Source organism: Chryseobacterium ginsenosidimutans (assembly GCF_039536845.1).
GTDB lineage: Bacteria > Bacteroidota > Bacteroidia > Flavobacteriales > Weeksellaceae > Chryseobacterium > Chryseobacterium ginsenosidimutans_B.
In genome coordinates this window covers 414,396-439,892 of record NZ_BAAAZJ010000003.1, presented here as the reverse complement: position 1 = coordinate 439,892, position 25,497 = coordinate 414,396, and the positions used below count along the sequence as shown (strand labels likewise).

Sequence of the window (25,497 nt, the reverse complement as noted above, 5' to 3'; positions counted from 1 at the left end):
TAAACACAGTTAGTATTAGAGTTGTCATGCTGAGCTCGTCGAAGCATCTACTATTTATAAAAAAAACTGCTTCAAAATTGAAACAGTCTCTTAATATTATTGATTCAAAGACCAAACAGAATAAGAATTCGGGGCACATTGAATTTTCACCCACTTGTCGCCTTGTGTAGTAGGATACCAACCTGAACTTCCAGTGAAATCTTTGATCTGCTGACTTGCCCAATTTGTCTGAATCCATCTTTCCTGCCACGTCGAAGAATTATTGATATAAACAACCAATCCCGGATTTCCATTGTAGCCGTTTCTTCTTGCAATATATTCGTCATTATCGGTGTATAAGATGGAAGTTGTTCCAGTAGCTTTGTTGTTGTGAATCCAGATCAGATTGTTTAATCTTTCTTTATTCAGCCACTCTTCATAATCGCGGTAGAAAATTGTAGGATACCCTTCATGAGTTAAAATATAAGCATATGCCAACATTTTATTATAAATAACATCTGTATCATGGTTTGCTACAAAGGTTACCGCTTTATAAGGATTCCTTTTCCACATCATATCGTCGTTCAGAGCATTTAAATTTCCATTATCAAAAGCTTCATCCATTTTATAATAGGCTGCAAAATCGAATACAGAACTATTAGCATTATTTGCCCACCATTCCAGTGTGTTTACATTTGAATCCCAAAGTTCTCCCACAGAAAATCCACCAACATTGGAGTTCCAGTTATTGACAACCCAAGGTCCGAAACCTTTCACATAATCAAACCTCCAACCATCAAATTTCATTACATTTTTATAATATTTCCCGACAGAATCATCTCTTCCCCAAAGCCAATCCTGAACATAAGGATTAGCGTGACAGAGATCCGGAAAACCTCCGAAAGCTCCTTCATCATTATTACCATAAGAGTTTTTATAAAAATCATTGTATGTTCTTGGAAATTTACCTGAAGCCACTCCAGAAAAATTCGTCCAAGTGTTTGTTCCTGTGTAAGGATTTGCTTCTGATTGCCCACCGCTGTTATGATTAATAACAATATCGGCATAAACCTGCATATTTTCCGTATGAGCTTTTGTAATTAAGGCTTCCAATTCCGCTCTTGAACCAAAACGGGTTTCGACGCTTCCATTTTGATTAAAATTTCCAAAATCATAATAATCTGTAGGATCATATCCCATTGAATAAGCTCCGTTTTGCGCTTTTGAAGCCGGAGGCAACCAAATTGCACCAATTCCGGCATTTGACCAATCGGTTACTTTTCCTTTAACGGTATCCCACCAATTGCCGCCATCGGGAACATCCCAATAAAATCCTTGCATGAGAACACTTCCTCCCGGTCCGGCAACAAATTTTGCATTGGAAGATGTTCCGGTACTGAAAGGATGACCATCATGATGGGTAACGTTCACTATTTTGTCGTGGACTTCTAATTGTTTTGAGGTTTCGTTAACGATTTCATCATTGTTCTGACAAGAGCTTACAAAGCCCAACGCCAGAAGCGAAAGTAAGAAATGTGTTTTTTTCATATCGAAAGTTTTAATTATTAAACTAATAACTAAAATACACTTTTATTAAAATATATTCTTATCGAAGGAGAAAAAATTTAACTTTCAATAAAAAACCCTAACAAAATCATTATAAATATTTTCATTAAAAAATCATAAACTTTTAAGATTTTCGGTACAATTTTTCCATTATTGCATATATTTGCAGACTATGGAATATAATACCCAAAAAACTCAGCTCCTTTTGCCAGAATATGGCAGAATTATCCAACAATTGGTTGAACGTTGCAAAGGGCTTTCTACAAAAGAAGAGAGAAGCGAAATGGCATTGGGCATCATTGATTTTATGGGTCAAAGAAACCCGCAGCTTCGCGACGAAGAAAATTACAAGCATAAACTTTGGGATCATCTTTTTATTCTGGCTAATTATGACCTGGATGTAGATTCACCCTATCCGTTTCCTACGAGAGAAGAATTGGCTGAAAAGCCGAAAAGAATGGAATATCCTAAGCTTCAGGGTGATTTTAAATTTTACGGAAAAAGTATTCTTCAATTAATAGAAAAAGCAATAGAGCTGAATGAAGGTGATGAGAAAGAAGCTCTTATCGAAGTGATTGCCAACAATATGAAGAAATCTTACAACGTATATAATAAGGAACATGTAACGGATGATGTAATTTTTCGTCATTTGAAAGAGCTTTCGGAAAACAGATTGGATCTTACAGGAATTGATTCTCTTGAGAAAAGTAAAATCTATTACACGACCAACAATAACAACCGAAACAACAACAATAATAACAACCGAAATAACAACAGGAATAACCAAAATAACAAAAGAAGGCACAACAACAATAACAACAATAATCATAATAAAAGAAAGTAGACATGAGTGGAACATTTCAAATAAGAGGAGGAAAAAGATTGCATGGTGAAATCACTCCACAAGGAGCTAAAAATGAGGCTCTACAGATTCTTTGTGCTGTTTTGTTAACTGATGAGGAGGTAAGAATTAAAAACATTCCTGACATCCACGACGTTAATCGATTAATTGAAATATTAGGAGATTTTGGAGTAAAAGTTACTAAAAACGGGCATGGAGATTATACTTTCAAGGCTGATAAAGTTAATTTTGATTATATAAAATCGAACGAATTCAAAAAAGACGGAGCCAAACTAAGAGGTTCGATCATGTTGATGGGTCCGATGTTGGCAAGATACGGTGAAGCTTACATGCCGACTCCGGGAGGTGATAAAATCGGAAGAAGAAGATTAGACACTCACTTTCAAGGACTTGTAGAGCTTGGTGCAGAATTTCATTATGATGAAGAAGAATTCTTTTATTCATTAAAAGCTAAAGAACTTAACGGTAAATTTATTTTACTGGAAGAAGCTTCCGTAACAGGAACTGCCAACATTGTGATGGCTGCGGCCTTAGCAAAAGGAAAAACAAGAATTTATAACGCAGCTTGTGAGCCCTACCTTCAGCAACTTTGTAAGATGCTGAACAGAATGGGAGCCAATATTTCAGGAATCGGTTCAAATTTATTGACGATCGAAGGTGTTGAATATCTTCACGGAACTGAGCATACAATGCTTCCTGACATGGTAGAAATCGGATCCTGGATCGGTCTTGCAGCCATGACAAAATCTGAAATCACTATTAAAAATGTAAACTGGAACCAACTTGGTGTTATTCCGAATACATTCAGAAAATTGGGAATCCAGCTTGAGCAAAGTAATGATGATATTTTTATTCCGGCTCAGGAAAATTATAAAATTCAGAAGTTTATTGACGGTTCTATTTTAACGATTTCCGATGCGCCGTGGCCAGGATTTACGCCGGACTTGTTATCTATTATTTTAGTAGTGGCAACCCAGGCAAAAGGAAGTCTTTTGGTACACCAGAAAATGTTTGAATCAAGACTATTCTTTGTGGATAAATTGATCGACATGGGTGCTCAAATTATTCTTTGTGATCCGCATAGAGCGACAGTTATTGGTTTAAATCAAGAAGCTCCGTTAAGAGGAACAACAATGGTTTCTCCGGACATCAGAGCTGGAAATGCCCTTCTTATTGCAGCACTTTCCGCTGAAGGAAAATCAATTATCCATAATATCGAACAAATCGACAGAGGTTATGAGAATATTGACGGAAGATTGAAAGCAATCGGAGCTGATATTGAAAGAATTTAATTCAAAAAAGAAGTTAGAAATTAGAGGTCAGAAGTTAGTTTTCCCTTTAATTATTTATAAATCAAAAGCGTTCAGTTTTCACTGAACGCTTTTTGTAATTAAAACTATATGAATCTCACCTATGAGTATTTTCTGCAAGTATATTCCACAGAAGTACTTAAAAGTTTATTTTTATTCAGATAAAATTCCAATTGCTCAAAATCATCTGAATTTACATTAATGTATAATTGAACAGACCCAAAACTTCTTCCGTTCACATATTCAACGTTTGCCGACAACACCCTGTGACAAATTCCAAACTGATTATAAATGGTATTCATCAAATGTTCGAATTTCATTTTACCATTTAATTCTACTTCAAGTATCAATTCTTTTTTTGGCAGGCTTATTTTGTTTTGTAAAACCTGCAGGTTTGGATTTGGTGTAATCATAACAAAACATTTTTTGGTTTAAATACTAATATTCATTGCTCTTTGCATTAAATCTTTGACAAAAATATAAAAAAATATTAGTCTACCAAATTAGTAGGGTAATATTTTTTTAATTTTAATTAAATTTTTTTCTTTGGAATTTAAATTTCGGTTAAAACCATTTGATTTTATTTCATAAAAAAACGGGCTAAAGCCCGTTCCTATTGATCTGAATATCTTCTATAAATCAATTTAATTCCTTTATTTTTTCGAGTTTATCAGAAGCAGCCAAACCATTCGGATTGCAGCCTAATTCACCTTCAGGAACTTTTAAATTCTTTTTTTGATAAAATTCTTCCCAAAAAGTGTTGGTTTTTCCGGTTTTCGGATCAACGAAAGTCATTGGTTCTAATTTAAAAATATGATCTTTTCTAAAGGCTCTTTCGATAAAATCTGAACAGTAATAAGAATTTTCATCCAAGATATAATTGAAATTGTAAGGTTTTCCCAACATAGATTCAGCTTCTGAAATCGCTCCGGGAATTGAGTTTTGGTATGGGGGTTTTAATCGATAGACAATTACTCTTTGTCCGTCATTTGCCTGATCTTTCAGAAAATATTTTAAATCCTGTTTTTGAGAGCCTCCTTTCGGAGCTGCGTGAAGAACAAAAACTCCATCTTTATTTTTTTCTAAAATTCCGATATGATCGAAAGAGGCGTTTTTCTGTTTTTGGGTAACATTATTAATCGCTCCCGAAAGTCCGGTTTCTTTTGCAGTCACAAAAAGCAAATCTCCGTTTTTTAATCCTGAAGCTTGTGGATTTTTACAGCTTACAATTACATTTAGAATAGAAATAACTGCAAAAATTTTCAGTAAAAAATTATTTATTTTTAAAATTCGTTTCATAAGTAGTAATCCAGTCTTCAACAGTCATTTTTTTGCTCAACTCAGCCAACAATTCCAAAGGAATTTCATCTATTTTTTTGAAGCGGACACAAGACTTTCCCATATCCAGCTTTCTTTTTGAATGTTTTGGAAATTCCTCAACAAACCAATTTAATAATTCTGGTTTTGCATACATTCCCATATGATACAATGCTATAAAATTCTTCTGAGAAGCAATACTGATAAAAGGTAATGGTGTTCCTGGAGCACAATGATAACCTGCAGGATAAGTTTTCAACGGAACTCCCCAACCAACCATTCCGTAGCTGATATTCCCAGAAAAACCTTCCGGTAAATTATCTTCGATTGTCTCGTATAATTTCTTGAAAATCTCCTGCCTTTCTTCAGGTATTTTAGAAATGTAATCTTCTATTGAAACAGCTTGTACCTGCATATTGTTCAGTTTTAATAATTCTTCAAATTAACAAAATTTGAATGAAATACTCAATTTAAATCAGGTATATCTAAAAAAAGCAGCTATACCAAAAGTATAGCTGCCCTGCGCAAATTATTAAGGTTAAAAATTATTTCTTGATTGCTTTTACAGTAGATACTGATCCATCATTAAATATAATGGTCACCAAATACAATCCGGAATTCAATTCACTTAAATTCAATTCTTTACTAGGGTTTTCAATAGTTTTCACTACCCTTCCAGACACATCTGCAATTGAAACAGATTTCATGTTCTTAGTTTCAGCAATGTATAAAACATCTTTGAATGGATTTGGATACACCTTAACCTCATTTTTCTTAACAGATGTTTCAGCGGTTCCTAAATTAGACTGTGTAAGAGAGAAGTCATCAAATCCCATATAAAACGGATCTGTTGTTGTATTGAACGCTTTAATTCCAAAAGAATAATCCCCCGTAGCCGTAGGTGTATAAGTAACGCTTACATTAGTATAGTTTGTACTATTACTTCCTCCTGTTGCAGTTTGATCAGCCGTAATAAATGTTGTTAAGCTCGTAGCTCCTGTTGCTGTTTGTCCGTTATTTACCAATACCTCATTTTGCCAACCTGTATAGTTATCTCCTACCCAATAGAATGAGAAAGTATAAGTGTTCCCTGCTGTTAAAGTAAATGTCGGAGTCCATAAATAAGCTGCATTTGTATATGGATAATAAATTGTCACATAATTCGGTGCAGATCTAGGATCATTATAACTTTGCTGAGAAGCATTTGCTGAAGTAAAATTATAAGTAGACGAACTACCTCCCGGAGTCTGCTTCCAACAATTTGGAACTATTGCCGATCCTATAGTTGACATTGCATCAAAATTCTCACTCCAAGGCAATGTAGTTATAGGAATACAAAGTGTTGTAAATGTTGTTGAAGTAGTACTCCATATACTTTTGTCTGTGGCACTACAGCTTGATCTTACCCATACATAATATGTAGTTGCTGGCAACAACCCGTTCAGCGGTGCTGAAATTGTAGCAGACGTTGCAGAGTTGGTCGCATTTAAAACCGTAGCAGAAGTAGGTGCCGTATTCGTAGTACTGTAATATACTTCGTATCCACTTGCAGGAGCAGGAGTCGGAGCCGTCCAGCCAATTGTAGCCGAGTTTGAAGTCACATTCGACGATGTAATTGCAGTCGGCTCAAGACAACTAGGAATATTCTGAACTGTAATATCATCTATATAAATAGAACGCCCCGAACCACCTAAACCATGTTTAAATGCTAATTGTACATCTGAACCAGCAGGAATATTAACAGTATACAGTGTTTGAGTAGTTGTTAAAGTAATCGCAGAACCAATTTGTGTAAAAGAAGCTGGATCTGTAGGGTTTGATAAAGTACCCACTAACAATGTATAATTAGCCGATCCCGATTTTGCATAGAACCTCACACGTTTAGTACCATCTGAAAGATTTACAGTTGGAGGTGAAACCAACATTTGGCTGCCTGTAGTAGCACTCGAATTATATAAATAATAAGAATTAGGTGATGAATAAGGATTTGATGCAGCTACATATCCATACCCCACAAATGATGCGCTTTCTAAATATGACCAACAACTTGGTGCATTATTATTCGTTGAAGAACCTGTACTTGTAGTATCAAAATTCTCTGTATACGGAACAGTGAAAGTAGAGCAGGCAGTTTTAAAAGTTCCTGCAAAAGACCAAACACTTTGGCTTGTTCCAGAGCTACAGTTAGTTCTTACCCAATAATAATAATTTGTATTCGAATTCAGACCTCCAATTGTAGTACTTGTACCTGTTACCCCCGGATAAGTAGGAGTTACTGTACTTGCAGGTATTGTATTGGAAGTACTGTGATAGACGTCGTAGCTTACAGCATTAGTTGGAGCTGTCCAGGAAACCAATGCAGAATTTGCCGTTATGCTTGCAACTGCCTGCAAAGTAGGAGGAGTACAAGTAGAATATGCATCTACCGAGAAAGCAAAAACATTCGGAATACCTGAACCACTCGCTTTAGTTACCGTTACACTTTGTATAAGCTTCGCCTGATTTGCGGCATTTATCAATAGCTCACTTTGATATAATCTCGGATTTGTCCCGCCTTCAGGTGAAGGAACATCATCACCAGCAGCAGGAGTTGCACCTGGTTTTTTTATCCTTCCGATTCCCTGAATTGCAAAATTAGCCGCGTTATACCAATCCGCAAGAGCGACGCCTGAAAATGTTTGTGAAGTAGCATCTGTAAAATTTACAACCACATTTACCGTAGAAGTACCACTTCCACTAACGGCAAGCATATACAATTTAGTAGCTGCTTTTGGCGTTGTAAACTGTAAAGTCCCCGCATCATTTATTGCAGCTAATCTTAAAGAGTTATTTGCACTCAAACTTCCCAATTGATAACTCAATCCGGGAGTTGTTGCCACCACAGAATTAATAATTCCGTCAACAGGAATACCATATGTAATAGGTGCACTTGCAGATGTTAGCTGAAAATCTTTAGCTACAAAAGCGTAAGAAACTCCATCTACATCATTATTTGTTGAAACGGTTGAAGAACCTATCCCGTTTGCAATCACATCTGCAGTAAGACCTGAAGCAATAGGCATTTGTTGGTAGTTTTGAGCTGCCATAGTACCTGCAGCCAACAGAGCCATCATATTGAAAGCTCCATAAAGTAGTTTTAATTTCATATTTACCAGTTATTGTAGCTGTAAATTTATAAAAAAAACAACATAAAAACGATTTTGATAATATTTTTATACAAAAAAACAAATATCATTAACATTAATTGCAATTAATCACAAATAATTGAAATATTAATTAAAAATATTAGCAATACAAAAACCTAATAATTCATTATATATCAGACATATTATTACCAATTATTTAATTCAAACAAAAACATTTCTTAGGTAAGGCATTATTTTATTATTGAGAAATTAAATCTTATTTTTGCCATACAAATTTTTTCAATAATGCCGAATATTTCAAACAGAGCACAACACATGCCGCCATCGCCGGTAAGAAAACTGGTTCCTTTCGCCCTTAAAGCAAAACAGAAAGGGATAAAAGTATACCACCTTAATATTGGACAACCCGATATTGAAACCCCGGAAACGGCTCTTAATGCTTTAAAAAATATTGATTTAAAAGTATTGGAATACGCTCTTTCTGAAGGTAACATCGAATACAGAAAAGCACTTACAGATTATTATCACTCATTAGATTTCACAGATCTTACACCTGATAATTTTATCGTAACAAACGGAGGATCAGAAGCATTAAACTTTGCCATCTCAACTTTATGTGATGATGGTGACGAAGTAATCATTCCTGAACCTTATTATGCAAACTACAACGGATTTACAAGTACGTTTAATGTAAATGTAGTTGCCGTTCCTTCAACAATTGATACGGGATTTGCACTTCCTCCGATTGAGGAATTCGAAAAGAAAATTACCGAAAAAACAAGAGCAATCGTTATTTGCAATCCTGGAAATCCAACAGGTTATCTTTATACTCGTGAAGAACTTCAGCAATTAGCAGAAATTGCTTTAAAATATGACATTGTCGTTATTTCAGACGAAGTTTACAGAGAATACGTTTATGATGGAAAACAACAGGTTTCAATGCTTGCGTTTCCTGAACTGGCTGAAAACTGCATCATTATCGATTCAGAATCAAAACGTTACTCTATGTGCGGGGTTAGAATCGGATGTATGATTACCCGTTCTAAAAAAATCCACGATGCTGCCATGCTTTTTGCTCAGGCAAGACTGAGCCCTGTTTTATTGGGACAAATCGCTGCAACTGCCGCTCATCAAAACGACGGAGCTTATATCAGAGCCGTAAGAGAAGAATATACCCACCGAAGAAATGTTTTGGTTGATTTGCTGAATGCAATTCCGGGGGTTATCTGTCCGAAACCAAAAGGAGCGTTCTACTGCGTTGCCGAACTTCCGGTTGACGATACAGAAAAATTCGCTCAGTGGTTATTGGAAAAATATTCTTTCCACGGAGAAACCATTATGGTTGCGCCTGCAGGAGGATTTTACAGCAACCCTGAATTGGGTAAAAAACAGGTAAGAATTGCCTACGTTTTAAACGAACAGGACTTAAGAAAAAGTGCGGCTATTTTAAAAGATGCGCTTGAAAAATATAAATTAGAATTCAATTTTTAATTTAAAATAATTAAAATATGTCAGCAATAAAAAATCTTGGTTTGAAAATATTCTGTCCAATACTTTTATTGCTGATATTTTTTTGCTGCGACAGTAAGAAAACTGAAAACAGTTCTTCGGCAAATCCAAACGAGATCATTTCTATCAATTATTCGGATATTGGCGGAGACCTCGGAAATTACAAAATCGTAAAAATCACAAAGGACTCTATTCATCTGGAAACGGGAATTACCAATAAGAAAACCCATAAAGAATGGAAATCTGCCATCACTCCTCAAATCTGGCAAAACCTTACATCAACCATTGACGTAAAAACTTTAGATAAAATTAAAAGTTCGCCCAGCAAGCAGTCCGTAGATGGATTTGATGAAACTTTCCAGATCAGAACTCCGAAAAAATACCATGCTTATGTAAATTCGTACGTTGATACGGTTTATTACAAGCAACTTCAAAAACTAAAAGATCAGATTCAAAATATTCTTCCTACAGAATACAAATAAAACCAATGCAAGAAAATTTTTCACTTCAGTCATACAACACTTTCGGTGTAGACGCAAAAGCAAGATATTTTGCTGAAATACATTCTATCAAAGAATTAAAAGAAGCACTTAACTTCTCGGACGTTCAAAATCTCCCACTTCTTTTTTTGGGTGGCGGAAGTAATATTTTATTGACTAAAGACTTCGATGGATTAGCTATTAAACTAAGTTTAAAAGGAATTCACGAAGATATTATCAGCGAAAATAATGTATTGGTAACTGCAAAAGCCGGAGAAAACTGGCATGAATTCGTGATGTTTTGTCTGGATAAAAATTATGGCGGCTTGGAAAATCTTTCATTAATTCCGGGAAATGTAGGAACTTCGCCAATGCAGAATATCGGAGCTTACGGAACAGAAATTAAAGATATTTTCGTGAACTGTACCGTTTTGAATCTTGAAAATCTTCAACTGGAAACTTTCAATTTGGAGCAGTGTAAATTTGGTTACAGAGATTCTATTTTTAAGCAGGAAGGAAAAGGAAAATATGTGATTTTGGAGGTTACTTTTAAATTAACAAGACAAAACCATAAAATAAAAACAGAATACGGAGCAATAAAATCCCAACTGGAAAATTTAGGAATTCAAAATCCTACCATTCAGGACATTTCGAAAGCTATCATCAATATCAGACAAAGCAAATTACCTGATCCGAAAGAAATCGGAAATGCAGGAAGTTTTTTTAAAAATCCCACCATTCTTTTAACGCAATTCGAAGAATTACAACAGAAATTTGAGAATATCCAAGGGTATCCGAATGGAGACTTTGTAAAAGTTCCGGCTGGCTGGCTGATCGAGCAGTGCGGCTGGAAAGGAAAACAGATCGGAAATGTTGCTTCTCATAAATTACAGTCTTTAGTTATTGTAAATGCAACAGGATTAGCAACAGGAAAGGAAATTTTTGATTTTTCGACGGAGATTATCAATTCTGTGAAAGAAAAATTCGGAATTGAATTGGAAAGAGAAGTGAATATTATTTAGTATTGTTAAAATTTCCCATGTTTTTATTTTGATAGAAGCTTTATACATAAAAAGCCAGAGATAAAATCTCTGGCTTTTTCCATTATTTTAACATTTAAAAATCTTTTTTCAGCATCTGTTTTTCAAAAATAAATGTTTTGGGAATTCTTGTAGAACTAATTTGCACGATACCTATTGAAAAATAACTATCAAAGTACAAGTTTTTCAAAATTTCTTTCTGATAATCAATATTTTCTAATGTAATATCGTTTTCCATCCCATACTTTTTAATAGCTTTTTTAATAATGACAGAGTCATCTTGTACCGAAAAGTTATATACTTTTTTCTTTTTGTCTTTTATAAGTTCCTGATACCTTTCTATAGAATCAGGACTAAAGGATGCCCACATATTTATATAAATAACAGTATCATTTTTTTGAAGTATTTTTTTATATAAAGGTGAATCTTCATAAAGATACACTTTCATTGATGTATTTTTTTTAATTTTTGTTTTACCAAAAAAAAGTATAAATAAAATACCTAACGAAAAGAATACTAGAAAACAAATGATAATAGCTTTTTTCATTTATAAAAATTATTTAACTTCAATGATTTCCGGTTGAAAAGTTCCTGATGAAACATTATAAATACCTTCCTTAATTTTAAATTTTCTACCTTCATCGTTCTCAAAAATTTCTGAATCAATAATTTCAAATTCATCAATCGATCCCTCAGAGTTTTTATGAATCACAATATCTGGAATGGGTATACAATTCATTGTTAATGTTGTACAACAAATATTTATTGTTGTTTCGACCGTAAATATTCCTATACCAACAGTTGCTTTAACAGGCTGACAAAAACCTCTTACTTTACCATCAGCAGTTTTGTTTTCTGCAAGACTTTTAAAAAACACATCAGCTAATTTTTTTTGCTCAGCTTCAGGCAATTTTAAAAATGATGCATTCTTCTGCGTCAATTCCGTTTTGGTTGTGTCATTTGATCTTTCATTGCTGTCTTCATTACAAGAGATCATAAAAATACTTAGGGCAAAAACACCCATGAAAATTTTCTTTTTCATACATTTTGAATTTTAAAGTTAATAAATTATTTTTCAATGATGTGATTATTTTTAAATCACTCAGCTAAAATATATGCTATCAGTTTTCTCCACAACAACCAACAGTTATAAAATCAACAACCATTGGTTGTCATTTTAAAAAGTATTACTTTAGCATTTAAATCTTGTATTTATGAGTTTAGAAACAAAACTTCGCAAACTAAGAGAACAAAAAGGATGGTCGCAAATGGATGTTGCCCACCAATTAGATATTTCGCAATCTGCCTATAATAAATGGGAAGCAGGACAGGCAAAACCAACTTTACAAAATTTGCAGAAAATTGCAGAAATTTTTGAAATAGATTTTATAGATTTAGTACAGGCACAAATTCCAAATATTGATTTATCAAACGCAAAATTTGAAAATTCACAAAGTTTAATTTTTGACTCAACCATTGAAAATATTAATTATTCTTCTCCAGAATTAGCTGACAAAATATTAGAAAATCAACAACAGATGGCAAAGTTGATGGAAAATCAAAATAAATTAATAGAAATTTTATTAAAAAAATAAATCTATTGAGATGCTTCGAGAGCCTCAGCATGACAATCCTAATACTACCTGCATTATTAGTGATAAATTTGTAGCGATGTCATGCTGAGCTTGTCGAAGCATCTCATGAAACATTTAAATAAAAAATAACACAAACATGAAAATCGCAATTCTCGGAGCCGGAAATATGGGTTTATCTTTTTCAAAATCATTTTTGAAATATGAACTGTTAAAACCTGAAAATCTACATTTAATCACAAGAAATCAGGCTAAATTTCCAAAAATATCAGAAGAATTTCCCAAATCGAAAATATCAACTTTTGATGAAGTTCAGGAATTGGATGCCGACTTAATTATCATCGCTGTAAAACCACAGGATTTCCAACATGTTGCTGAAAATTTCAAGTTTCAGTTAAAAGAAAATCAAATGGTTCTGTCGATCATGGCCGGAATTAAAATCGAGAAAATTCAAAAATTATTAAATCATCCTTTGGTTGTAAGAGCAATGCCGAATTCCCCTACTCTTTTGGGAATGGGAATTACGGGCTATACTTCGGCAACGGGTATTTCTTTCAGTCAGTTGATCAATATTGAAAGATTACTGAACTCAACAGGAAGATCGGTTTATTTAGAAAACGAAGAGCTTTTAGATGGTGTTACGGCTCTTTCCGGAAGTGGACCTGCCTATTTCTATTATATCGTTGATGCCATGATAAAAGCCGGAGTTGAAATGGGTATTGACGAAAACTTATCAAAACTATTTGTAAAGCAGACCATGTTGGGAGCTTATCATCTGATTAATAATTCTGATAAAAACTTAGAAGAACTAATTCAGGATGTTGCATCAAAAGGCGGGACAACAGAAGCAGCATTGAAAAGTTTTAATGAAAATAATTTAAAAGAAATTCTAAAAAACGGAATTCTTAATGCCGAAAAACGTGCAAAGGAATTGAATGGATAAAATACACAGATGCTTCAACAGGCTCAGCATGACATCGCTACAAATAAGGCGTTCAATAAAAAGGTTAGTATTAGAGTTGTCATGCTGAACTCCGTCGAAGCATCTCAATTGATTTAAACAACCCAATTTCCCAACCGTTTCTCTATAAATTTCCGAAGCAAAAATCCAAGAAGCACTCCAAAAGTATTCAAAATAATATCATCCACTTCAAAAATCCCCATTCTTGTAAAATACTGAAGTGCTTCAACAATGGTAATTACCGAAATAAAAGCAAAAAGCAACGTTTTTAAATCTTTAAACTTAGAAAAAATCCAACCCAGAAATCCGAAAGGAATAAACATCACGACATTTCCGACAACAATAATCACAATATCTTTCCACGAAATACACCCTTTTATAAAATTTATTGTAGAAATAATAGGTTCCATTGTTAATAAATTATCATCAAACTGTGTTCTGCCCATCCCAAAAAACATGAGATACAGCAAAAATAAAGTATAGGGAACGATAATAATTTTATAAAATTTCTTTAACATCGATTGCAAATTTATTCATTTCAAAAACATTAAATTTGTGTGTTAAATAAATTTAATGAAATACGTTTTACTTACGCTCATTTCAGCGATGCTTTTGTCCATTTCGTGGCCGACTTACGGTGTTCCGTTTTTTATATTTTTTGCCCTTGTTCCGCTTTTAATGATGGAACACGGAGTTTCAAAATTTTCAAATTACAACAGGAAAAGCTGGGTAGTTTTCGGACTTTCTTACCTGTGTTTCGTGATTTGGAATGTGGTGACAACAGGTTGGCTCTACGGTTCAAAAAATCCTGACGGAAGCCATTCTATGATGGCGGTTTTATTTCCGGTTTTGGTCAATTCATTTTTATATTCTCTTGTTTTTCAATGTTATCACTCGTATAAAAATGCACAGGGAACCTATTGGGGATTAGGATTTTTAATTGCCATTTGGATGAGTTTCGAAAAATTTCATTTAGGTTGGGAACTCACTTGGCCCTGGCTGAATCTCGGAAATGTATTTGCAGATTATCCGAAATTAATTCAATGGTATGATACTTTAGGAGCAACCGGCGGAAGTTTCTGGATTTTATTAATTAATATCCTGATCTTCTATACCGTAAGAACCTGGGAAGCAGGAAGAAAAAGAAAGGACTTAATTAAAAACACTTCTATTGTGGGAGCTTTGATCCTTATTCCTATGATAATTTCCATTATTAAGTTTAATAATTTTAATGAAAAACCAATCGGAAGTGTAAATGTTTTGATGCTTCAGCCCGATCTTGATCCTTATGCTGAAAAATATTCTCAGGACAGTTTAACGATAGAAAACGATCTTTTAAGTTTAGCCGAAAGAAGCTCAAAAGGGAAAATAGATTATTATATCGCTCCTGAAACTGCACTTCCGGGAAGAGGATCCATTTCTGAGAGAGCTTTTGAAAAGAGTTTAATTTTAAATAATATCAAAGGATTTCTAGCAAAACATCCGGGTTCGGTTTTCTCAACAGGCATTTCTTCGCATAAGTTTTATACCAATGGTCAAAATTTACCAAAAGAAGCCTATCAAATAAATCCCGGACTTTGGGTTGAAAGTTTTAACTCGGCGATTCAGGTGGTTCCGAATCAAAAAGTAGAAGTTTATCATAAAGGAAAACTAGTTCCGGGGGTTGAAATTTTCCCTTATATGAGCTATTTAAAACCGCTTTTAGGTGATGCTATGATTAATTTGGGAGGAACTGTTGCCTCTTTGGGAACAGATAAAGAAAGAGTGGCTTTCTCAAATCCTTTTAATAAAGGAAAAATCGCTCCTATTATCTGCTATGAAAGTATTTATGGAGAATTTACCACCGATTATGTGAAAAAAGGCGCTAATTTCCTTACAATCATGACAAACGATTCCTGGTGGGGCGTTACGGAAGGCCACAAACAGCTTTTATCATATGCAAAACTAAGAGCTATCGAAACAAGAAGAGAAATTGCACGTGCCGCAAACAGTGGAATTTCTGCACATATCAACGCAAAAGGTGAGATTACAGAAGATACTTTTTATGGAGATAAAACAACCTTATTTGCAAAGGTAAATCTTTATGATAAAATGACTTTTTATGCAAGAGCCGGAGATTTGCTTTCGAGATTTTCCATTTTTGCATTGGGATTTTTGTTATTTTATTTCTTGATTAAAAAATTCCAGAACAGAATGAAAAAGGATTAATTTATTTTAATTATTTTTATTACAAAAGACCTTAAAGTTCTCTTATATGACCATTTTTGAATTTTTCAGCTTAAAATCAAGAATATAAATGAGCAACTTATTTCTAAATAATTTTGTAAAAGATTTGTCTATCTAAAAAATTCTTCGTTATTTTGCAACCTCAAATATTATACAAATAAAGAACATCGAGATATGTCAAGAATTTGCCAAATAACAGGAAAGCGTGCAATGGTTGGTAACAACGTTTCTCACGCTAATAACAAAACGAAGCGTCGTTTTGAAATTAACTTATTGGAGAAGAAATTTTACCTTCCAGAGCAAGATAAGCACGTAATACTGAAAGTATCAGCTCATGGATTGAGAGTGATTAACAAGATTGGAATCGAGGAAGCTATTGAAAGAGCTACTAGAAACGGATTGATTAAAAAGAACTAAATCATGGCAAAAAAAGGAAATAGAGTTCAAGTAATCCTTGAATGTACAGAGCACAAAGAAAGCGGTATGCCAGGAATGTCTAGATACATTTCTACTAAAAATAAAAAGAACACTACAGAGAGATTAGAGCTTAAGAAGTACAATCCTGTTCTTAAAAGATCTACCCTTCACAAAGAAATCAAGTAATTTATAAATATAATTTACCATGGCAAAGAAAGTAGTAGCAACCCTACAAAGCGGACAGTCTAAAAAAATGACTAAAGTTGTGAAAATGGTGAAGTCTTCTAAATCAGGAGCTTACGTTTTCGAAGAAAAAGTAATGAATGCAGACGAAGTGGACGGATTTTTGAAAAAATAATCCCTACTTTATTTACAATATAAAAAACTACTCAGATTTTGGGTAGTTTTTTTGTTATCTTTGCTTTTGAGTTAATTACGAGCTGTTAATTGAATCGATGAATAAAGAATTCATTCGCTAATTGTATGGCTGATAATTTGTAATTTAAAATTCCGTAATTCATAAAAATGAGTTGGTTTAAAAATATTTTTAAAAAAGAAGAAAAAGAAACTTTAGATAAAGGATTGGAAAAATCCAGTCAGGGTTTCTTTGAAAAAATGACAAAAGCCGTAGTCGGCAAAAGCAAAGTAGACGATGAAGTTCTGGATGATCTGGAAGAAATACTTATTGCATCCGACGTTGGTGCGTCCACAACCATCAAAATCATAGAAAAAATTGAAGAACGCGTTGCAAGAGATAAATTTGTAAGCGTAAACGAATTGGATAAAATTCTTCGTGAAGAAATTTCAGGACTTTTACTTGAAAATCCTCACGCAGGAACAGGAAATATTGATACTTCGAAAAAACCCTATGTAATTATGGTTGTCGGAGTAAATGGCGTTGGAAAGACAACAACGATCGGAAAATTAGCACATCAGTTCAAATCTGAAGGAAGAAAGGTTGTTTTAGGAGCTGCGGATACATTTAGAGCTGCCGCAGTCGATCAATTGGTAATCTGGAGTGAAAGAGTTGGAGTTCCGATTGTAAAGCAGGAAATGGGCTCTGATCCGGCTTCTGTTGCATTTGATACGGTACAAAGTGCTGTTGCTCAGGATGCAGATGTTGTTATCATTGATACTGCAGGAAGACTTCACAATAAAATTAATTTGATGAATGAACTTTCGAAAATCAAAAGAGTAATGCAAAAGGTTATTCCTGACGCTCCTCATGAGATTTTGTTGGTTCTTGACGGTTCTACAGGTCAGAATGCTTTCGAACAGGCAAAACAGTTTACGGCTGCAACAGAAGTAAATGCTCTAGCCGTAACGAAATTAGACGGAACTGCAAAAGGTGGTGTAGTCATTGGTATTTCCGATCAGTTCCAGATTCCTGTAAAATATATCGGTGTCGGAGAAAAGATGCAGGATCTGCAATTATTCAATGGTACGGAATTTGTTGACTCGTTCTTCAAGAAAAGATGATTTCAATCATGTTTTCCCTAAATTAGCAATAACAAACTTTAAATATTAACAAATTAAAAAAAATGCAACTATGGGAATTTTAACATGGATTTTATTCGGTCTTATTGCCGGAGCAATCGCAAAATTGATCATGCCTGGAACTCAAGGAGGAGGATGGCTTATTACAATTATTTTAGGAATCTTAGGAGCTTTCGTGGGAGGAGCGATCGGAGTCTATGTCCTTCATTGGGGTGACGTAACTTCTTTCTGGAACCCTAGAAGCTGGATTTTATCAATCGGTGGAGCATTGCTTCTTCTCTGGATCTACGGAATGGTAACAAAGAAAAGTTAAAAATTTTTAGCTAAAAAAATAAAACGGCGGATTTGAAATTTCAAATCCGCCATTTCTTTGTACAATATAATTTAGTTTAGTTGATTTTTATCTGATATGGCATTTCCATTTTTACTTCAGACTGTAATTTTCTTTCTTCAACAATCTGCTGCAAAATTTCATAATTAGCCTTTCCTATTTTGCTTTTAACAACTCTTGCAGAAATATCATCTTCATTTAAATTTTTAAATATCTGCTCAAAAGGTGTCATGCTTTTCGGATAAGATGAAACAGCGTAAGACGATTTTAAGCCCGCTTTCTGAGCTGCAAATTTTACGGCATCATTCAGAGTACCCAACTCATCTACAAGCCCGATTTGCTTAGCTCTGGTACCGCTCCAGACTCTTCCTCCTCCGATATTATCAATCTGTTCAAAAGTTTTCTTTCTATTTTGAGTCACAAAATGTACAAATCTTTTATAAGTTCCTTCAACGCTTCTGGTAATTAAGCTTACTCCATAGGGTGTAACTCCATTTAAAGAAGAATAATATTGAGAATTGGCATTCGTAGCAACAATATCTGCACGGATTCCGTTTTTATTAGCAATATCTTTGAAGTAAGGAATCACTCCGAAAACACCGATCGATCCTGTAAGTGTATTGGGTTCAGAATAAATTTTATCAGCTGCCATGGCAATATAATATCCTCCTGAAGCAGCATAATCACCGAAAGAAACGATAAGCGGTTTTTTCTTTTTCAATTGCTGAAGTTCAAACAAAATTTCATCAGAAGCATTGGCGCTTCCTCCGGGAGAATTAATTCTGAAAACAACAGCTTTTATTTTATTATTTTCCTGAAGATCTTTGATATATTTAATATATTTCTCAGAATGAATATCATTATAATCATCACCACCATTGATAGAACCTGAAGCATATAAAACAGCAACTTTATCACCCGATTTATCATCATCAGAGTAAGAAGCAACATATTTTCCTAGAGAGATTTTATTTACTTTTTCATCTTCTTTTAAGTTTAATTTTGATTTAATTAACTGATCATATTCTGTTTTTTGAATTAATTTATCCGCTAATTTATATTTCAAACCTAAATCAGGAATCATCCCATACAAACTGTCAACAACCGTTCTGAACTGAGCTGTATCAATTTTTCTGGAAGCCGCTATTCTTGATGAAGTATTTTTCCAGATATCATTTAAAAGAGTGCTTAGCTGTTCTTTATTTTCAGGAGAAATATCATTTCTCAAAAAAGGTTCAACCGCAGATTTGAATTTTCCATGGCGGATCACTTCAATTCCAATGCCGTATTTATCCGCAAAATCTTTATAAAAAGCTACTTCAGTTGCAAGACCTTTAAGCTCAATCATCCCTGAAGGGTTTAGATAATACTGATCCGCAACAGAACCTAAATAATAAGAAGCCTGAGAAACTGCATTTCCGTATGCATAGACGAATTTTCCACTCTTTTTAAAATCCTGAATAGCATTTCTAAGATCATCAATCTGAGTAATTCCCGCATTAAGCTGATCGGCTTCAATACTTATACCTTTGATGTTATCATCAGTTTTTGCCTTATTAATTGCTTCAATTGCATCATAAATCAGAACACTTTTATTCTGATCGCTAATCCCAAATAATCCTTTCTGCTCTTCAGTCGGGCTGTCTATTATATTTGTTTTTAAATTAATTGTAAGTACAGAATTCTTTTTTACAACCACAGACTGCTCGCTTCCCATCGCACTAAATACAAGCATTATGATGAAAAAGAAGAAAAACACGACACATAATATGACAATAGCCACTATATTTGCCAGTACATTTTTAAAAAAACTTTTCATAAATCAATCATTTTCCAATATGTCGCAACATAAAGTGGTTTTGTTACTCGGAAGTAATCTTGGAGATCAAAAAAAAAATTTAGAAACAGCCCTGGAAAAAATCAAAGAAGGGGGAAATGAAATATTACAAATTAGTGAATTTTTAACATCCGAGCCCGTAGAGTTTGCCAGTTCCAATATTTTTTGTAATATTGCAACGATAATATTTACACATCTTTCGCCAATTCAATTACTTGATTTTGTTAAAAGCATTGAAATTGAAATGGGAAGAGTTAACGATTCGAAAGCAAAGGGAGGATATGCTGATAGAATTATAGATATAGATATCGTTAAGTATAATGAATTAAAATTTTTATCAGAAAGATTGGAAATCCCTCACAAGAAGCATCTTTTTGAAAGAGAGTTTTCCAGAATATTATTAAAAAAATTTATTTGAAATAAAACATAAAACATATTGTATGAAATTAGGTTTATTATTATTGGCCACATTGCCTATTGCTACTTACGCACAGGATAGTATAGCTGTTACTTCAAATAATAAGTATCCCAATACGTTCTCTTCAGGTTCTGCCAATGTTCAACCTTTCAACAACAAGGCTAAAAGATTCAATGACTGGTCTGTATCAGTCGGTGGTGGTGTAGCTTTTATGGCTCACTCTGATCTTAAATCAATCACTGACAAGAAAGTCAATTGGGGCTATAACACCTATGTGAGTTTGGATAAACAAGTTTCTCACGTATTAGGAATCAGTCTTATTTATCAGAGAGGTGAAACTACACAGAAGGCTCAACTGGAAGGAGCTGCAGGGATTGCTGCCGGAGTTGCAGAAGCGAAAACAAAGTATAATCAGATTGCCTTAATGGGAGACGTTAACTTCTCGAATATTTTAAGAAGAGTTGACAATCATTCTCCATACAGATGGGCTTTACATGGTTACGGAGGTATAGGTTTAATGAACTTCAATACATCATTGCATGATAATAATGAGTTCAGATGGAGCACTACTCCTGCTAGAATCCCTTTATTTATCAATCAAAAATTAGATATTAATTCAGTTTATTATCAATTTGGAGTAGGTGTGAAATATAATGTTTCTAAACTTATTGACATTGAAGCAAGAACAATGTACATCATCAGTGGTGATGATGAATTTGACGGAGGTGGAAATGCAGGTCCTGATGATTATGATGTAACTTCTAAAGTATCTAAGTACAACATGATCGACAAAAGAAGGTCTGATAATGCATGGACTGTTAACTTAGGAGTTTCTTTCAAACTAGGGAAACATATGTCTCATCTAGCATGGCATGATCCTTTACAAGAAGCATATTACAGAGTGAATGTTTTGGAAAATCAAAGTACAGATCTTGTCGTTTGTGAAAAAGGAGATCTTGACAACGATGGGGTTTGTGATGATTGGGACAGACAGCTTGATACTCCTGCAGGTGCAAGAGTTGACGGTGCGGGTGTTGCTTTAGATATGGATTTGGATGGAGTTATAGACTTATACGATAAGTGTGTGACTGTTCCAGGACCGGTAGAAAACAATGGTTGCCCTCCAACCCCAGTAGCTCCAGTAGTTACTCCTGATATTGTAGAAAAAATCAATAAGGATTTTGAAGGTATTGAATTTGAATTAAATAGCGACAAAATAAGACCTCAATCTTTTGATAAGCTTAACCATGCAGCAGAAGTTATCAAAGGATTAAACTCAAATGATCAATTTTTAGTGATCGGAGCCACTGATGCCAGAGGTTCAGCTACATACAATTTGAAATTATCTCAGAAAAGAGCTGATGCTGTTGTAAAATATCTTACAAACAAAGGTATTGCTTCTGGTATGCTTACCGCTGAAGGAAGAGGTAAAACGGATCTTAAATATCCTGAATGTGACCCTGCTACTAAATGTCCTGAATCAAAAAATGAAGCAAATAGAAGAGTTTACTTCAAAGCAAAATAAAATCATTTAATTAACTAAATAAAAAATACACTATGAAATTAAGTTTAGCAATTGTTGCATTGGCATTAGCTGTTCCTACAGCCAGCTTTGCACAAGACTCAACTGCAGTAGTTTCAAATGGAGAATATCCAAATACATTCTCTTCAGGCTCTGCGAATGTTTCCCCATTTACAAATAAATCAAAGAGATTTAATGATTGGGCGATTTCATTTGGTGCGGGTGTACCATTGATCCAATCTGCAGATTTAACATCTATAAAGAACGGTAACGGTAAAAACCTTTTTGGTTATTCTGCATATATTAGTATTGATAAAGCTATTACACACGCTTTTGGTATTAACTTACAATATGATAGAGGAGAAACAAGACAGGGATGGTTTAATACTAAAAATGCAGCTCCAGCAAATGCTTCTGCATATCAACAAGTAGCCGCCAGAACTCAATATGATGCGATTACATTATTAGGAGATATTAACTTTTCAAATTTATTGAGAAGAGTTGATAACCATTCTCCTTACAGATGGGCATTGCACGGGTATGCAGGTATCGGAACTTTAGCATACAGAGCATACCAGAAAGACGAAATGGGACAAAGAATGGTGACAGAAATTAAGCCATTCCAACTTGGTTCTATGTTTGCACAAGCTGGTGCTGGTGTTAAATACAAAGTTAACAGAAGAATCGATATCGAAGGTAGATTAATGTATGGTATTACAGGTGATGATGAATTCGACGGTGGTGGTAATAAATACAGCGCAATCAACCAACGTGAAGAGCAGGTTTCTGACAACTTCTTTAACGCAACTTTAGGGGTTTCTTTAAAACTTGGAAAACACGAATCTCACTTAATGTGGCATGACCCACTTCAGGAAATCTATTACAAATTAGATGTATTGGCAAACAAAAGCCAGGATATTGAGGTTTGTAAGAAAGGTGATCTTGATAATGACGGTGTTTGCGACGATTGGGACAGACAGCTTGATACTCCTGCAGGTGCAAGAGTTGATGGTGCCGGTGTTGCTCTTGATACTGACCTTGATGGTGTTATCGACCTGTACGATAAATGTGTAACTGTTCCTGGACCGGTAGAAAACCAAGGTTGTCCTACCACGACTCCTCCGGTAACTGGACCTGTAAAAGAAGATGTAACAACAATGGAAGGAATTGAGTTTGATCTGAACTCAGACAGAATTTTACCTTCTAATACACCGATCCTGAATAACGCTGTAAACTATATTAACTCTTCAAATGGTACTTATACCGTAATCGGAGCTACTGATACAAGAGCTTCTGATGCTTATAACCAAAAGTTATCTGAAAGAAGAGCCAACAACGTTAAAAATTATTTAATTAAAAACGGTGTTCAGTCTGGTAAGTTGAATGCAGAAGGTAGAGGTGAAAAAGACCTTAAATATCCTGAATGTGAACCTGCTACTAAATGTCCTGAATGGAAAAACAGAGCAAACAGAAGAGTTTACTTCGAAGCTAAATAATAAACTTATTAGTAAATTATATAAAAGTCACGCTTTGCGTGGCTTTTTTTATTATATTACTTTCATTATTTTTATCACATGATTTCTCAACAAGATCTTCAAGAGTTAAAATTTAAAACCCTGAAACATTTTTGGGGTTATGATAATTTCCGGGATTCTCAGGAAGCTATCATCGATTCGGTTATTAATGAAAAAGATACTCTTGTTCTTTTGCCTACAGGCGCCGGAAAATCTCTCTGTTATCAACTTCCGGCTTTGCTGAAGGAAGGAACGTCTCTTATCATTTCGCCGCTTTTAGCTTTGATGAAGGATCAGGTAAATCAATTGAAATCAAGAGGAATCGAGGCAGAATACCTATCTTCAGAATTGGATGAATATGATGCTGAAGGTATCTATGCCCGTTGTAAAGAAGGTCTGACAAAAATGCTTTACGTTTCTCCGGAAAGATTATCAAACAAACAGTTTCTACAAAATATTGAAGAAATACAATTATCATTTATCGCGGTAGATGAAGCGCACTGTATTTCAGAATGGGGGCAGGATTTCAGACCGAGTTATCAGAATATAAAAGATTTTAGAAAGAATAATCCTAAAATTCCTTGTCTTGCACTGACAGCAACTGCAACTTCCAAAGTTTTAGAAGAAATTAAATTAAAACTTGAATTAAAAGACCCAAAAGTTTTCCAAAAAAGTTTTAGAAGAGAAAATATCAGAATTTTCACCGAAGAAGTTTCGGACAAATTCCAACGTATTTTTGATATTTTAAAATTCACAAACGAATCCGGAATTATTTATGTAAGAACAAGAAAGGAAGCTGAGCAGTTAGCAGAGTTTTTACGCAAAAATCAATTAAATAATGTTGATTTCTTTCATGCTGGATTAACTACAAAAGAAAAAAACACCAAACAAACTATTTGGAATAACAGTAACAACAACGTTCTGATTTCCACAAATGCCTTTGGAATGGGAATAGACAAAGACAACGTTCGTTTTGTCATTCACTACTCTCCTGCCCCGTCTATTGAAAATTATTATCAGGAAATCGGAAGATCCGGAAGAGACGGTAATGAAAGTTTTGCTTTTTTACTTTGGAATAAACAGGAAATTTTAAATTTTGATCAAATCTTAAAAAACCAAATTCCGAATAAATCTGAATTTTTAAAAATTATCAATTACCTCTACTCCATTTTTCAGGTTGCAGAATTTGAATTGCCTGAGAAAGTTTTTCAATTAAATGCAGCCGGAATTCAGAATTTCACAAAGCTATCGAATGCAAAAATTAAAAATGTTTTAACCTTTCTTCACAATCAGGAAATTATTTATTTTAATGAAAATAAAAGTCTGTCATCATTACAGCTTTTAATGCAGGCAGATGAAATAGATCAGTTACCACAAAAAGACGCCTATTTTATTGAATTAATGCTCCGAACAATTTCCGGAATTACTACTCACAAAGTGATGTTCAGTGAACAACAGGTCAGTAGTAAAATTGGGGTAGATATTCATTTAATCAAAGAAAGACTGAAAGAACTTCAGCAAAAAGGGTATGTGGAATATATTGATGGTGCTTTATCTAGTATTAAATTTTTAAAACCACGAGACGAAAGAGTTAATAATTCAGCATACTGGAAACTTTTTGAGCATATTCAAAAAAATAAAATCCAGAAATGGGAAGAAATGAAGTTTTATATTGAAGACAATCAATATTGTAAAATGAAGTTGATTCTTGCCTATTTTGGTGAGAAAAATTCTAAAAACTGTGGTCAATGTTCTGTTTGTGAAAAGAATAAACAGTTGATTTTTGGCAAAAATATTTCTAATCAAATTGTTAATATGTTAGCAAAAAAACCTTCGACGATTGAAGAACTTTCGATTCAGTTAAGCTATCATTCCAAAGAAAATATTTTAGAAAATTTGATCTTTTTATTGGATTCAGGAAAAGTAAAAATGTTGAACTTTAGAACTTATACCTTAGCATAAAAGATCTTTTTT

26 protein-coding genes are annotated in these 25,497 nt (G+C 34.1%); 17 read left to right on the top strand and 9 right to left on the bottom strand.

Annotation, left to right across the window (positions count from 1 at the left end; translation table 11 throughout):
* Positions 1 to 96: 96 nt before the first annotated feature.
* Positions 97 to 1,527: an alpha-amylase gene (locus ABD745_RS02030; protein ID WP_344824419.1), complete on the bottom strand. Its 1,431-nt coding sequence runs from the start codon at positions 1,525 to 1,527 to the stop codon at positions 97 to 99.
* A gap of 190 nt (positions 1,528 to 1,717) precedes the next feature.
* On the opposite strand from ABD745_RS02030, the gene ABD745_RS02025 reads away from it, so the two are divergent.
* On the top strand, positions 1,718 to 2,389 hold the full coding sequence (locus ABD745_RS02025) for a DUF4290 domain-containing protein (RefSeq protein WP_344824415.1): 672 nt from the start codon (positions 1,718 to 1,720) through the stop codon (positions 2,387 to 2,389).
* Between the two features lie 2 nt (positions 2,390 to 2,391).
* On the top strand, positions 2,392 to 3,699 hold the full coding sequence (gene murA, locus ABD745_RS02020) for a UDP-N-acetylglucosamine 1-carboxyvinyltransferase (RefSeq protein WP_344824412.1): 1,308 nt from the start codon (positions 2,392 to 2,394) through the stop codon (positions 3,697 to 3,699).
* Between the two features lie 119 nt (positions 3,700 to 3,818).
* Here murA and ABD745_RS02015 read toward each other — a convergent pair whose 3' ends face one another.
* The 4 genes from ABD745_RS02015 to ABD745_RS02000 form a co-directional block, all read right to left on the bottom strand.
* A complete protein-coding gene (locus tag ABD745_RS02015) occupies positions 3,819 to 4,130 on the bottom strand; it encodes an NIL domain-containing protein (RefSeq protein WP_344824409.1) in 312 nt (103 codons plus the stop codon).
* 226 nt (positions 4,131 to 4,356) lie between these two features.
* On the bottom strand, positions 4,357 to 5,016 hold the full coding sequence (locus tag ABD745_RS02010) for a YiiX/YebB-like N1pC/P60 family cysteine hydrolase (protein ID WP_344824406.1): 660 nt from the start codon (positions 5,014 to 5,016) through the stop codon (positions 4,357 to 4,359).
* On the bottom strand, positions 4,991 to 5,449 hold the full coding sequence (locus tag ABD745_RS02005) for a DUF1801 domain-containing protein (RefSeq protein ID WP_344824403.1): 459 nt from the start codon (positions 5,447 to 5,449) through the stop codon (positions 4,991 to 4,993). The genes ABD745_RS02010 and ABD745_RS02005 overlap by 26 nt, the downstream gene beginning before the upstream one ends.
* A gap of 130 nt (positions 5,450 to 5,579) precedes the next feature.
* Positions 5,580 to 8,180: a T9SS-dependent choice-of-anchor J family protein gene (locus ABD745_RS02000; protein WP_344824400.1), complete on the bottom strand. Its 2,601-nt coding sequence runs from the start codon at positions 8,178 to 8,180 to the stop codon at positions 5,580 to 5,582.
* Positions 8,181 to 8,465: 285 nt separating this feature from the next.
* On the opposite strand from ABD745_RS02000, the gene ABD745_RS01995 reads away from it, so the two are divergent.
* Genes ABD745_RS01995 through murB form a run of 3 tightly spaced genes read left to right on the top strand, consistent with a single transcriptional unit; the run spans position 8,466 to position 11,190 of the window.
* Entirely contained in the window at positions 8,466 to 9,671 is a 1,206-nt protein-coding gene (locus ABD745_RS01995) for a pyridoxal phosphate-dependent aminotransferase (RefSeq protein WP_344824398.1), read from the top strand.
* Positions 9,672 to 9,688: 17 nt separating this feature from the next.
* Positions 9,689 to 10,171: a hypothetical protein gene (locus tag ABD745_RS01990; protein ID WP_344824395.1), complete on the top strand. Its 483-nt coding sequence runs from the start codon at positions 9,689 to 9,691 to the stop codon at positions 10,169 to 10,171.
* 5 nt (positions 10,172 to 10,176) lie between these two features.
* Positions 10,177 to 11,190 (top strand): UDP-N-acetylmuramate dehydrogenase, encoded by a 1,014-nt coding sequence (murB, locus tag ABD745_RS01985; protein ID WP_344824392.1) that lies wholly within the window; start codon positions 10,177 to 10,179, stop codon positions 11,188 to 11,190.
* A gap of 94 nt (positions 11,191 to 11,284) precedes the next feature.
* Here murB and ABD745_RS01980 read toward each other — a convergent pair whose 3' ends face one another.
* The gene (locus ABD745_RS01980) at positions 11,285 to 11,755 is read right to left on the bottom strand and encodes a hypothetical protein (RefSeq protein WP_344824389.1); all 471 of its coding nucleotides are present in this window, start codon (positions 11,753 to 11,755) and stop codon (positions 11,285 to 11,287) included.
* 9 nt (positions 11,756 to 11,764) lie between these two features.
* The gene (locus ABD745_RS01975; RefSeq protein ID WP_344824386.1) at positions 11,765 to 12,250 is read right to left on the bottom strand and encodes a hypothetical protein; all 486 of its coding nucleotides are present in this window, start codon (positions 12,248 to 12,250) and stop codon (positions 11,765 to 11,767) included.
* Positions 12,251 to 12,422: 172 nt separating this feature from the next.
* Here ABD745_RS01975 and ABD745_RS01970 point away from each other — a divergent pair, with 172 nt between their 5' ends.
* Both ABD745_RS01970 and proC read left to right on the top strand, forming a co-directional pair.
* Positions 12,423 to 12,803 carry a helix-turn-helix domain-containing protein gene (locus tag ABD745_RS01970; RefSeq protein WP_344824383.1) on the top strand — a complete coding sequence of 127 codons (381 nt, stop codon included), beginning with the start codon at positions 12,423 to 12,425 and terminating at the stop codon, positions 12,801 to 12,803.
* A 136-nt stretch (positions 12,804 to 12,939) separates the two neighbouring features.
* Positions 12,940 to 13,743, top strand: a complete 804-nt coding sequence (gene proC / locus ABD745_RS01965) for a pyrroline-5-carboxylate reductase (RefSeq protein WP_344824380.1) — start codon at positions 12,940 to 12,942, stop codon at positions 13,741 to 13,743.
* 113 nt (positions 13,744 to 13,856) lie between these two features.
* Here the strand turns inward: proC and ABD745_RS01960 are convergent, their stop codons facing one another.
* Positions 13,857 to 14,279 carry a VanZ family protein gene (locus ABD745_RS01960; protein WP_344824377.1) on the bottom strand — a complete coding sequence of 141 codons (423 nt, stop codon included), beginning with the start codon at positions 14,277 to 14,279 and terminating at the stop codon, positions 13,857 to 13,859.
* Between the two features lie 55 nt (positions 14,280 to 14,334).
* On the opposite strand from ABD745_RS01960, the gene lnt reads away from it, so the two are divergent.
* The 6 genes from lnt to ABD745_RS01930 all read left to right on the top strand — a co-directional run bounded on the left by lnt (position 14,335) and on the right by ABD745_RS01930 (position 18,214).
* Positions 14,335 to 15,969, top strand: coding sequence for an apolipoprotein N-acyltransferase (gene lnt / locus ABD745_RS01955; RefSeq protein WP_344824373.1), 1,635 nt, complete (start codon positions 14,335 to 14,337; stop codon positions 15,967 to 15,969).
* Positions 15,970 to 16,161: 192 nt separating this feature from the next.
* Positions 16,162 to 16,404 carry a 50S ribosomal protein L28 gene (gene rpmB / locus ABD745_RS01950; RefSeq protein WP_344824370.1) on the top strand — a complete coding sequence of 81 codons (243 nt, stop codon included), beginning with the start codon at positions 16,162 to 16,164 and terminating at the stop codon, positions 16,402 to 16,404.
* A gap of 3 nt (positions 16,405 to 16,407) precedes the next feature.
* Complete coding sequence (gene rpmG / locus ABD745_RS01945; protein ID WP_027373683.1) at positions 16,408 to 16,590, top strand: 50S ribosomal protein L33; 183 nt, start codon at positions 16,408 to 16,410, stop codon at positions 16,588 to 16,590.
* A gap of 19 nt (positions 16,591 to 16,609) precedes the next feature.
* On the top strand, positions 16,610 to 16,762 hold the full coding sequence (locus ABD745_RS01940) for a DUF4295 domain-containing protein (RefSeq protein WP_065399141.1): 153 nt from the start codon (positions 16,610 to 16,612) through the stop codon (positions 16,760 to 16,762).
* 167 nt (positions 16,763 to 16,929) lie between these two features.
* On the top strand, positions 16,930 to 17,883 hold the full coding sequence (gene ftsY, locus ABD745_RS01935) for a signal recognition particle-docking protein FtsY (protein WP_344824349.1): 954 nt from the start codon (positions 16,930 to 16,932) through the stop codon (positions 17,881 to 17,883).
* Positions 17,884 to 17,953: 70 nt separating this feature from the next.
* Positions 17,954 to 18,214: a GlsB/YeaQ/YmgE family stress response membrane protein gene (locus ABD745_RS01930; RefSeq protein WP_047399556.1), complete on the top strand. Its 261-nt coding sequence runs from the start codon at positions 17,954 to 17,956 to the stop codon at positions 18,212 to 18,214.
* 76 nt (positions 18,215 to 18,290) lie between these two features.
* On the opposite strand, the gene sppA is transcribed toward ABD745_RS01930, so the two are convergent.
* On the bottom strand, positions 18,291 to 20,051 hold the full coding sequence (gene sppA / locus ABD745_RS01925) for a signal peptide peptidase SppA (protein ID WP_344824345.1): 1,761 nt from the start codon (positions 20,049 to 20,051) through the stop codon (positions 18,291 to 18,293).
* Between the two features lie 19 nt (positions 20,052 to 20,070).
* On the opposite strand from sppA, the gene folK reads away from it, so the two are divergent.
* The 4 genes from folK (at position 20,071) to ABD745_RS01905 (ending at position 25,485) form a co-directional block, all read left to right on the top strand.
* Entirely contained in the window at positions 20,071 to 20,487 is a 417-nt protein-coding gene (folK, locus tag ABD745_RS01920; protein WP_344824342.1) for a 2-amino-4-hydroxy-6-hydroxymethyldihydropteridine diphosphokinase, read from the top strand.
* A gap of 22 nt (positions 20,488 to 20,509) precedes the next feature.
* Positions 20,510 to 22,012 carry an OmpA family protein gene (locus ABD745_RS01915; RefSeq protein WP_344824339.1) on the top strand — a complete coding sequence of 501 codons (1,503 nt, stop codon included), beginning with the start codon at positions 20,510 to 20,512 and terminating at the stop codon, positions 22,010 to 22,012.
* A 32-nt stretch (positions 22,013 to 22,044) separates the two neighbouring features.
* Positions 22,045 to 23,505 (top strand): OmpA family protein, encoded by a 1,461-nt coding sequence (locus ABD745_RS01910; protein ID WP_344824336.1) that lies wholly within the window; start codon positions 22,045 to 22,047, stop codon positions 23,503 to 23,505.
* 78 nt (positions 23,506 to 23,583) lie between these two features.
* Entirely contained in the window at positions 23,584 to 25,485 is a 1,902-nt protein-coding gene (locus ABD745_RS01905) for a RecQ family ATP-dependent DNA helicase (protein WP_344824333.1), read from the top strand.
* The last annotated feature ends 12 nt before the right edge of the window (positions 25,486 to 25,497 follow it).

Excerpts from the sequence above, each read along its gene's own strand:
- ABD745_RS02030 (WP_344824419.1), bottom strand. The coding sequence starts at position 1,527 with ATGAAAAAAACACATTTCTTACTTTCGCTTCTGGCGTTGGGCTTTGTA.
- ABD745_RS02025 (WP_344824415.1), top strand. The coding sequence starts at position 1,718 with ATGGAATATAATACCCAAAAAACTCAGCTCCTTTTGCCAGAATATGGC.
- murA (WP_344824412.1), top strand. The coding sequence starts at position 2,392 with ATGAGTGGAACATTTCAAATAAGAGGAGGAAAAAGATTGCATGGTGAA.
- ABD745_RS02015 (WP_344824409.1), bottom strand. The coding sequence starts at position 4,130 with ATGATTACACCAAATCCAAACCTGCAGGTTTTACAAAACAAAATAAGC.
- ABD745_RS02010 (WP_344824406.1), bottom strand. The coding sequence starts at position 5,016 with ATGAAACGAATTTTAAAAATAAATAATTTTTTACTGAAAATTTTTGCA.
- ABD745_RS02005 (WP_344824403.1), bottom strand. The coding sequence starts at position 5,449 with ATGCAGGTACAAGCTGTTTCAATAGAAGATTACATTTCTAAAATACCT.
- ABD745_RS02000 (WP_344824400.1), bottom strand. The coding sequence starts at position 8,180 with ATGAAATTAAAACTACTTTATGGAGCTTTCAATATGATGGCTCTGTTG.
- ABD745_RS01995 (WP_344824398.1), top strand. The coding sequence starts at position 8,466 with ATGCCGAATATTTCAAACAGAGCACAACACATGCCGCCATCGCCGGTA.
- ABD745_RS01990 (WP_344824395.1), top strand. The coding sequence starts at position 9,689 with ATGTCAGCAATAAAAAATCTTGGTTTGAAAATATTCTGTCCAATACTT.
- murB (WP_344824392.1), top strand. The coding sequence starts at position 10,177 with ATGCAAGAAAATTTTTCACTTCAGTCATACAACACTTTCGGTGTAGAC.
- ABD745_RS01980 (WP_344824389.1), bottom strand. The coding sequence starts at position 11,755 with ATGAAAAAAGCTATTATCATTTGTTTTCTAGTATTCTTTTCGTTAGGT.
- ABD745_RS01975 (WP_344824386.1), bottom strand. The coding sequence starts at position 12,250 with ATGAAAAAGAAAATTTTCATGGGTGTTTTTGCCCTAAGTATTTTTATG.
- ABD745_RS01970 (WP_344824383.1), top strand. The coding sequence starts at position 12,423 with ATGAGTTTAGAAACAAAACTTCGCAAACTAAGAGAACAAAAAGGATGG.
- proC (WP_344824380.1), top strand. The coding sequence starts at position 12,940 with ATGAAAATCGCAATTCTCGGAGCCGGAAATATGGGTTTATCTTTTTCA.
- ABD745_RS01960 (WP_344824377.1), bottom strand. The coding sequence starts at position 14,279 with ATGTTAAAGAAATTTTATAAAATTATTATCGTTCCCTATACTTTATTT.
- lnt (WP_344824373.1), top strand. The coding sequence starts at position 14,335 with ATGAAATACGTTTTACTTACGCTCATTTCAGCGATGCTTTTGTCCATT.
- rpmB (WP_344824370.1), top strand. The coding sequence starts at position 16,162 with ATGTCAAGAATTTGCCAAATAACAGGAAAGCGTGCAATGGTTGGTAAC.
- rpmG (WP_027373683.1), top strand. The coding sequence starts at position 16,408 with ATGGCAAAAAAAGGAAATAGAGTTCAAGTAATCCTTGAATGTACAGAG.
- ABD745_RS01940 (WP_065399141.1), top strand. The coding sequence starts at position 16,610 with ATGGCAAAGAAAGTAGTAGCAACCCTACAAAGCGGACAGTCTAAAAAA.
- ftsY (WP_344824349.1), top strand. The coding sequence starts at position 16,930 with ATGAGTTGGTTTAAAAATATTTTTAAAAAAGAAGAAAAAGAAACTTTA.
- ABD745_RS01930 (WP_047399556.1), top strand. The coding sequence starts at position 17,954 with ATGGGAATTTTAACATGGATTTTATTCGGTCTTATTGCCGGAGCAATC.
- sppA (WP_344824345.1), bottom strand. The coding sequence starts at position 20,051 with ATGAAAAGTTTTTTTAAAAATGTACTGGCAAATATAGTGGCTATTGTC.
- folK (WP_344824342.1), top strand. The coding sequence starts at position 20,071 with ATGTCGCAACATAAAGTGGTTTTGTTACTCGGAAGTAATCTTGGAGAT.
- ABD745_RS01915 (WP_344824339.1), top strand. The coding sequence starts at position 20,510 with ATGAAATTAGGTTTATTATTATTGGCCACATTGCCTATTGCTACTTAC.
- ABD745_RS01910 (WP_344824336.1), top strand. The coding sequence starts at position 22,045 with ATGAAATTAAGTTTAGCAATTGTTGCATTGGCATTAGCTGTTCCTACA.
- ABD745_RS01905 (WP_344824333.1), top strand. The coding sequence starts at position 23,584 with ATGATTTCTCAACAAGATCTTCAAGAGTTAAAATTTAAAACCCTGAAA.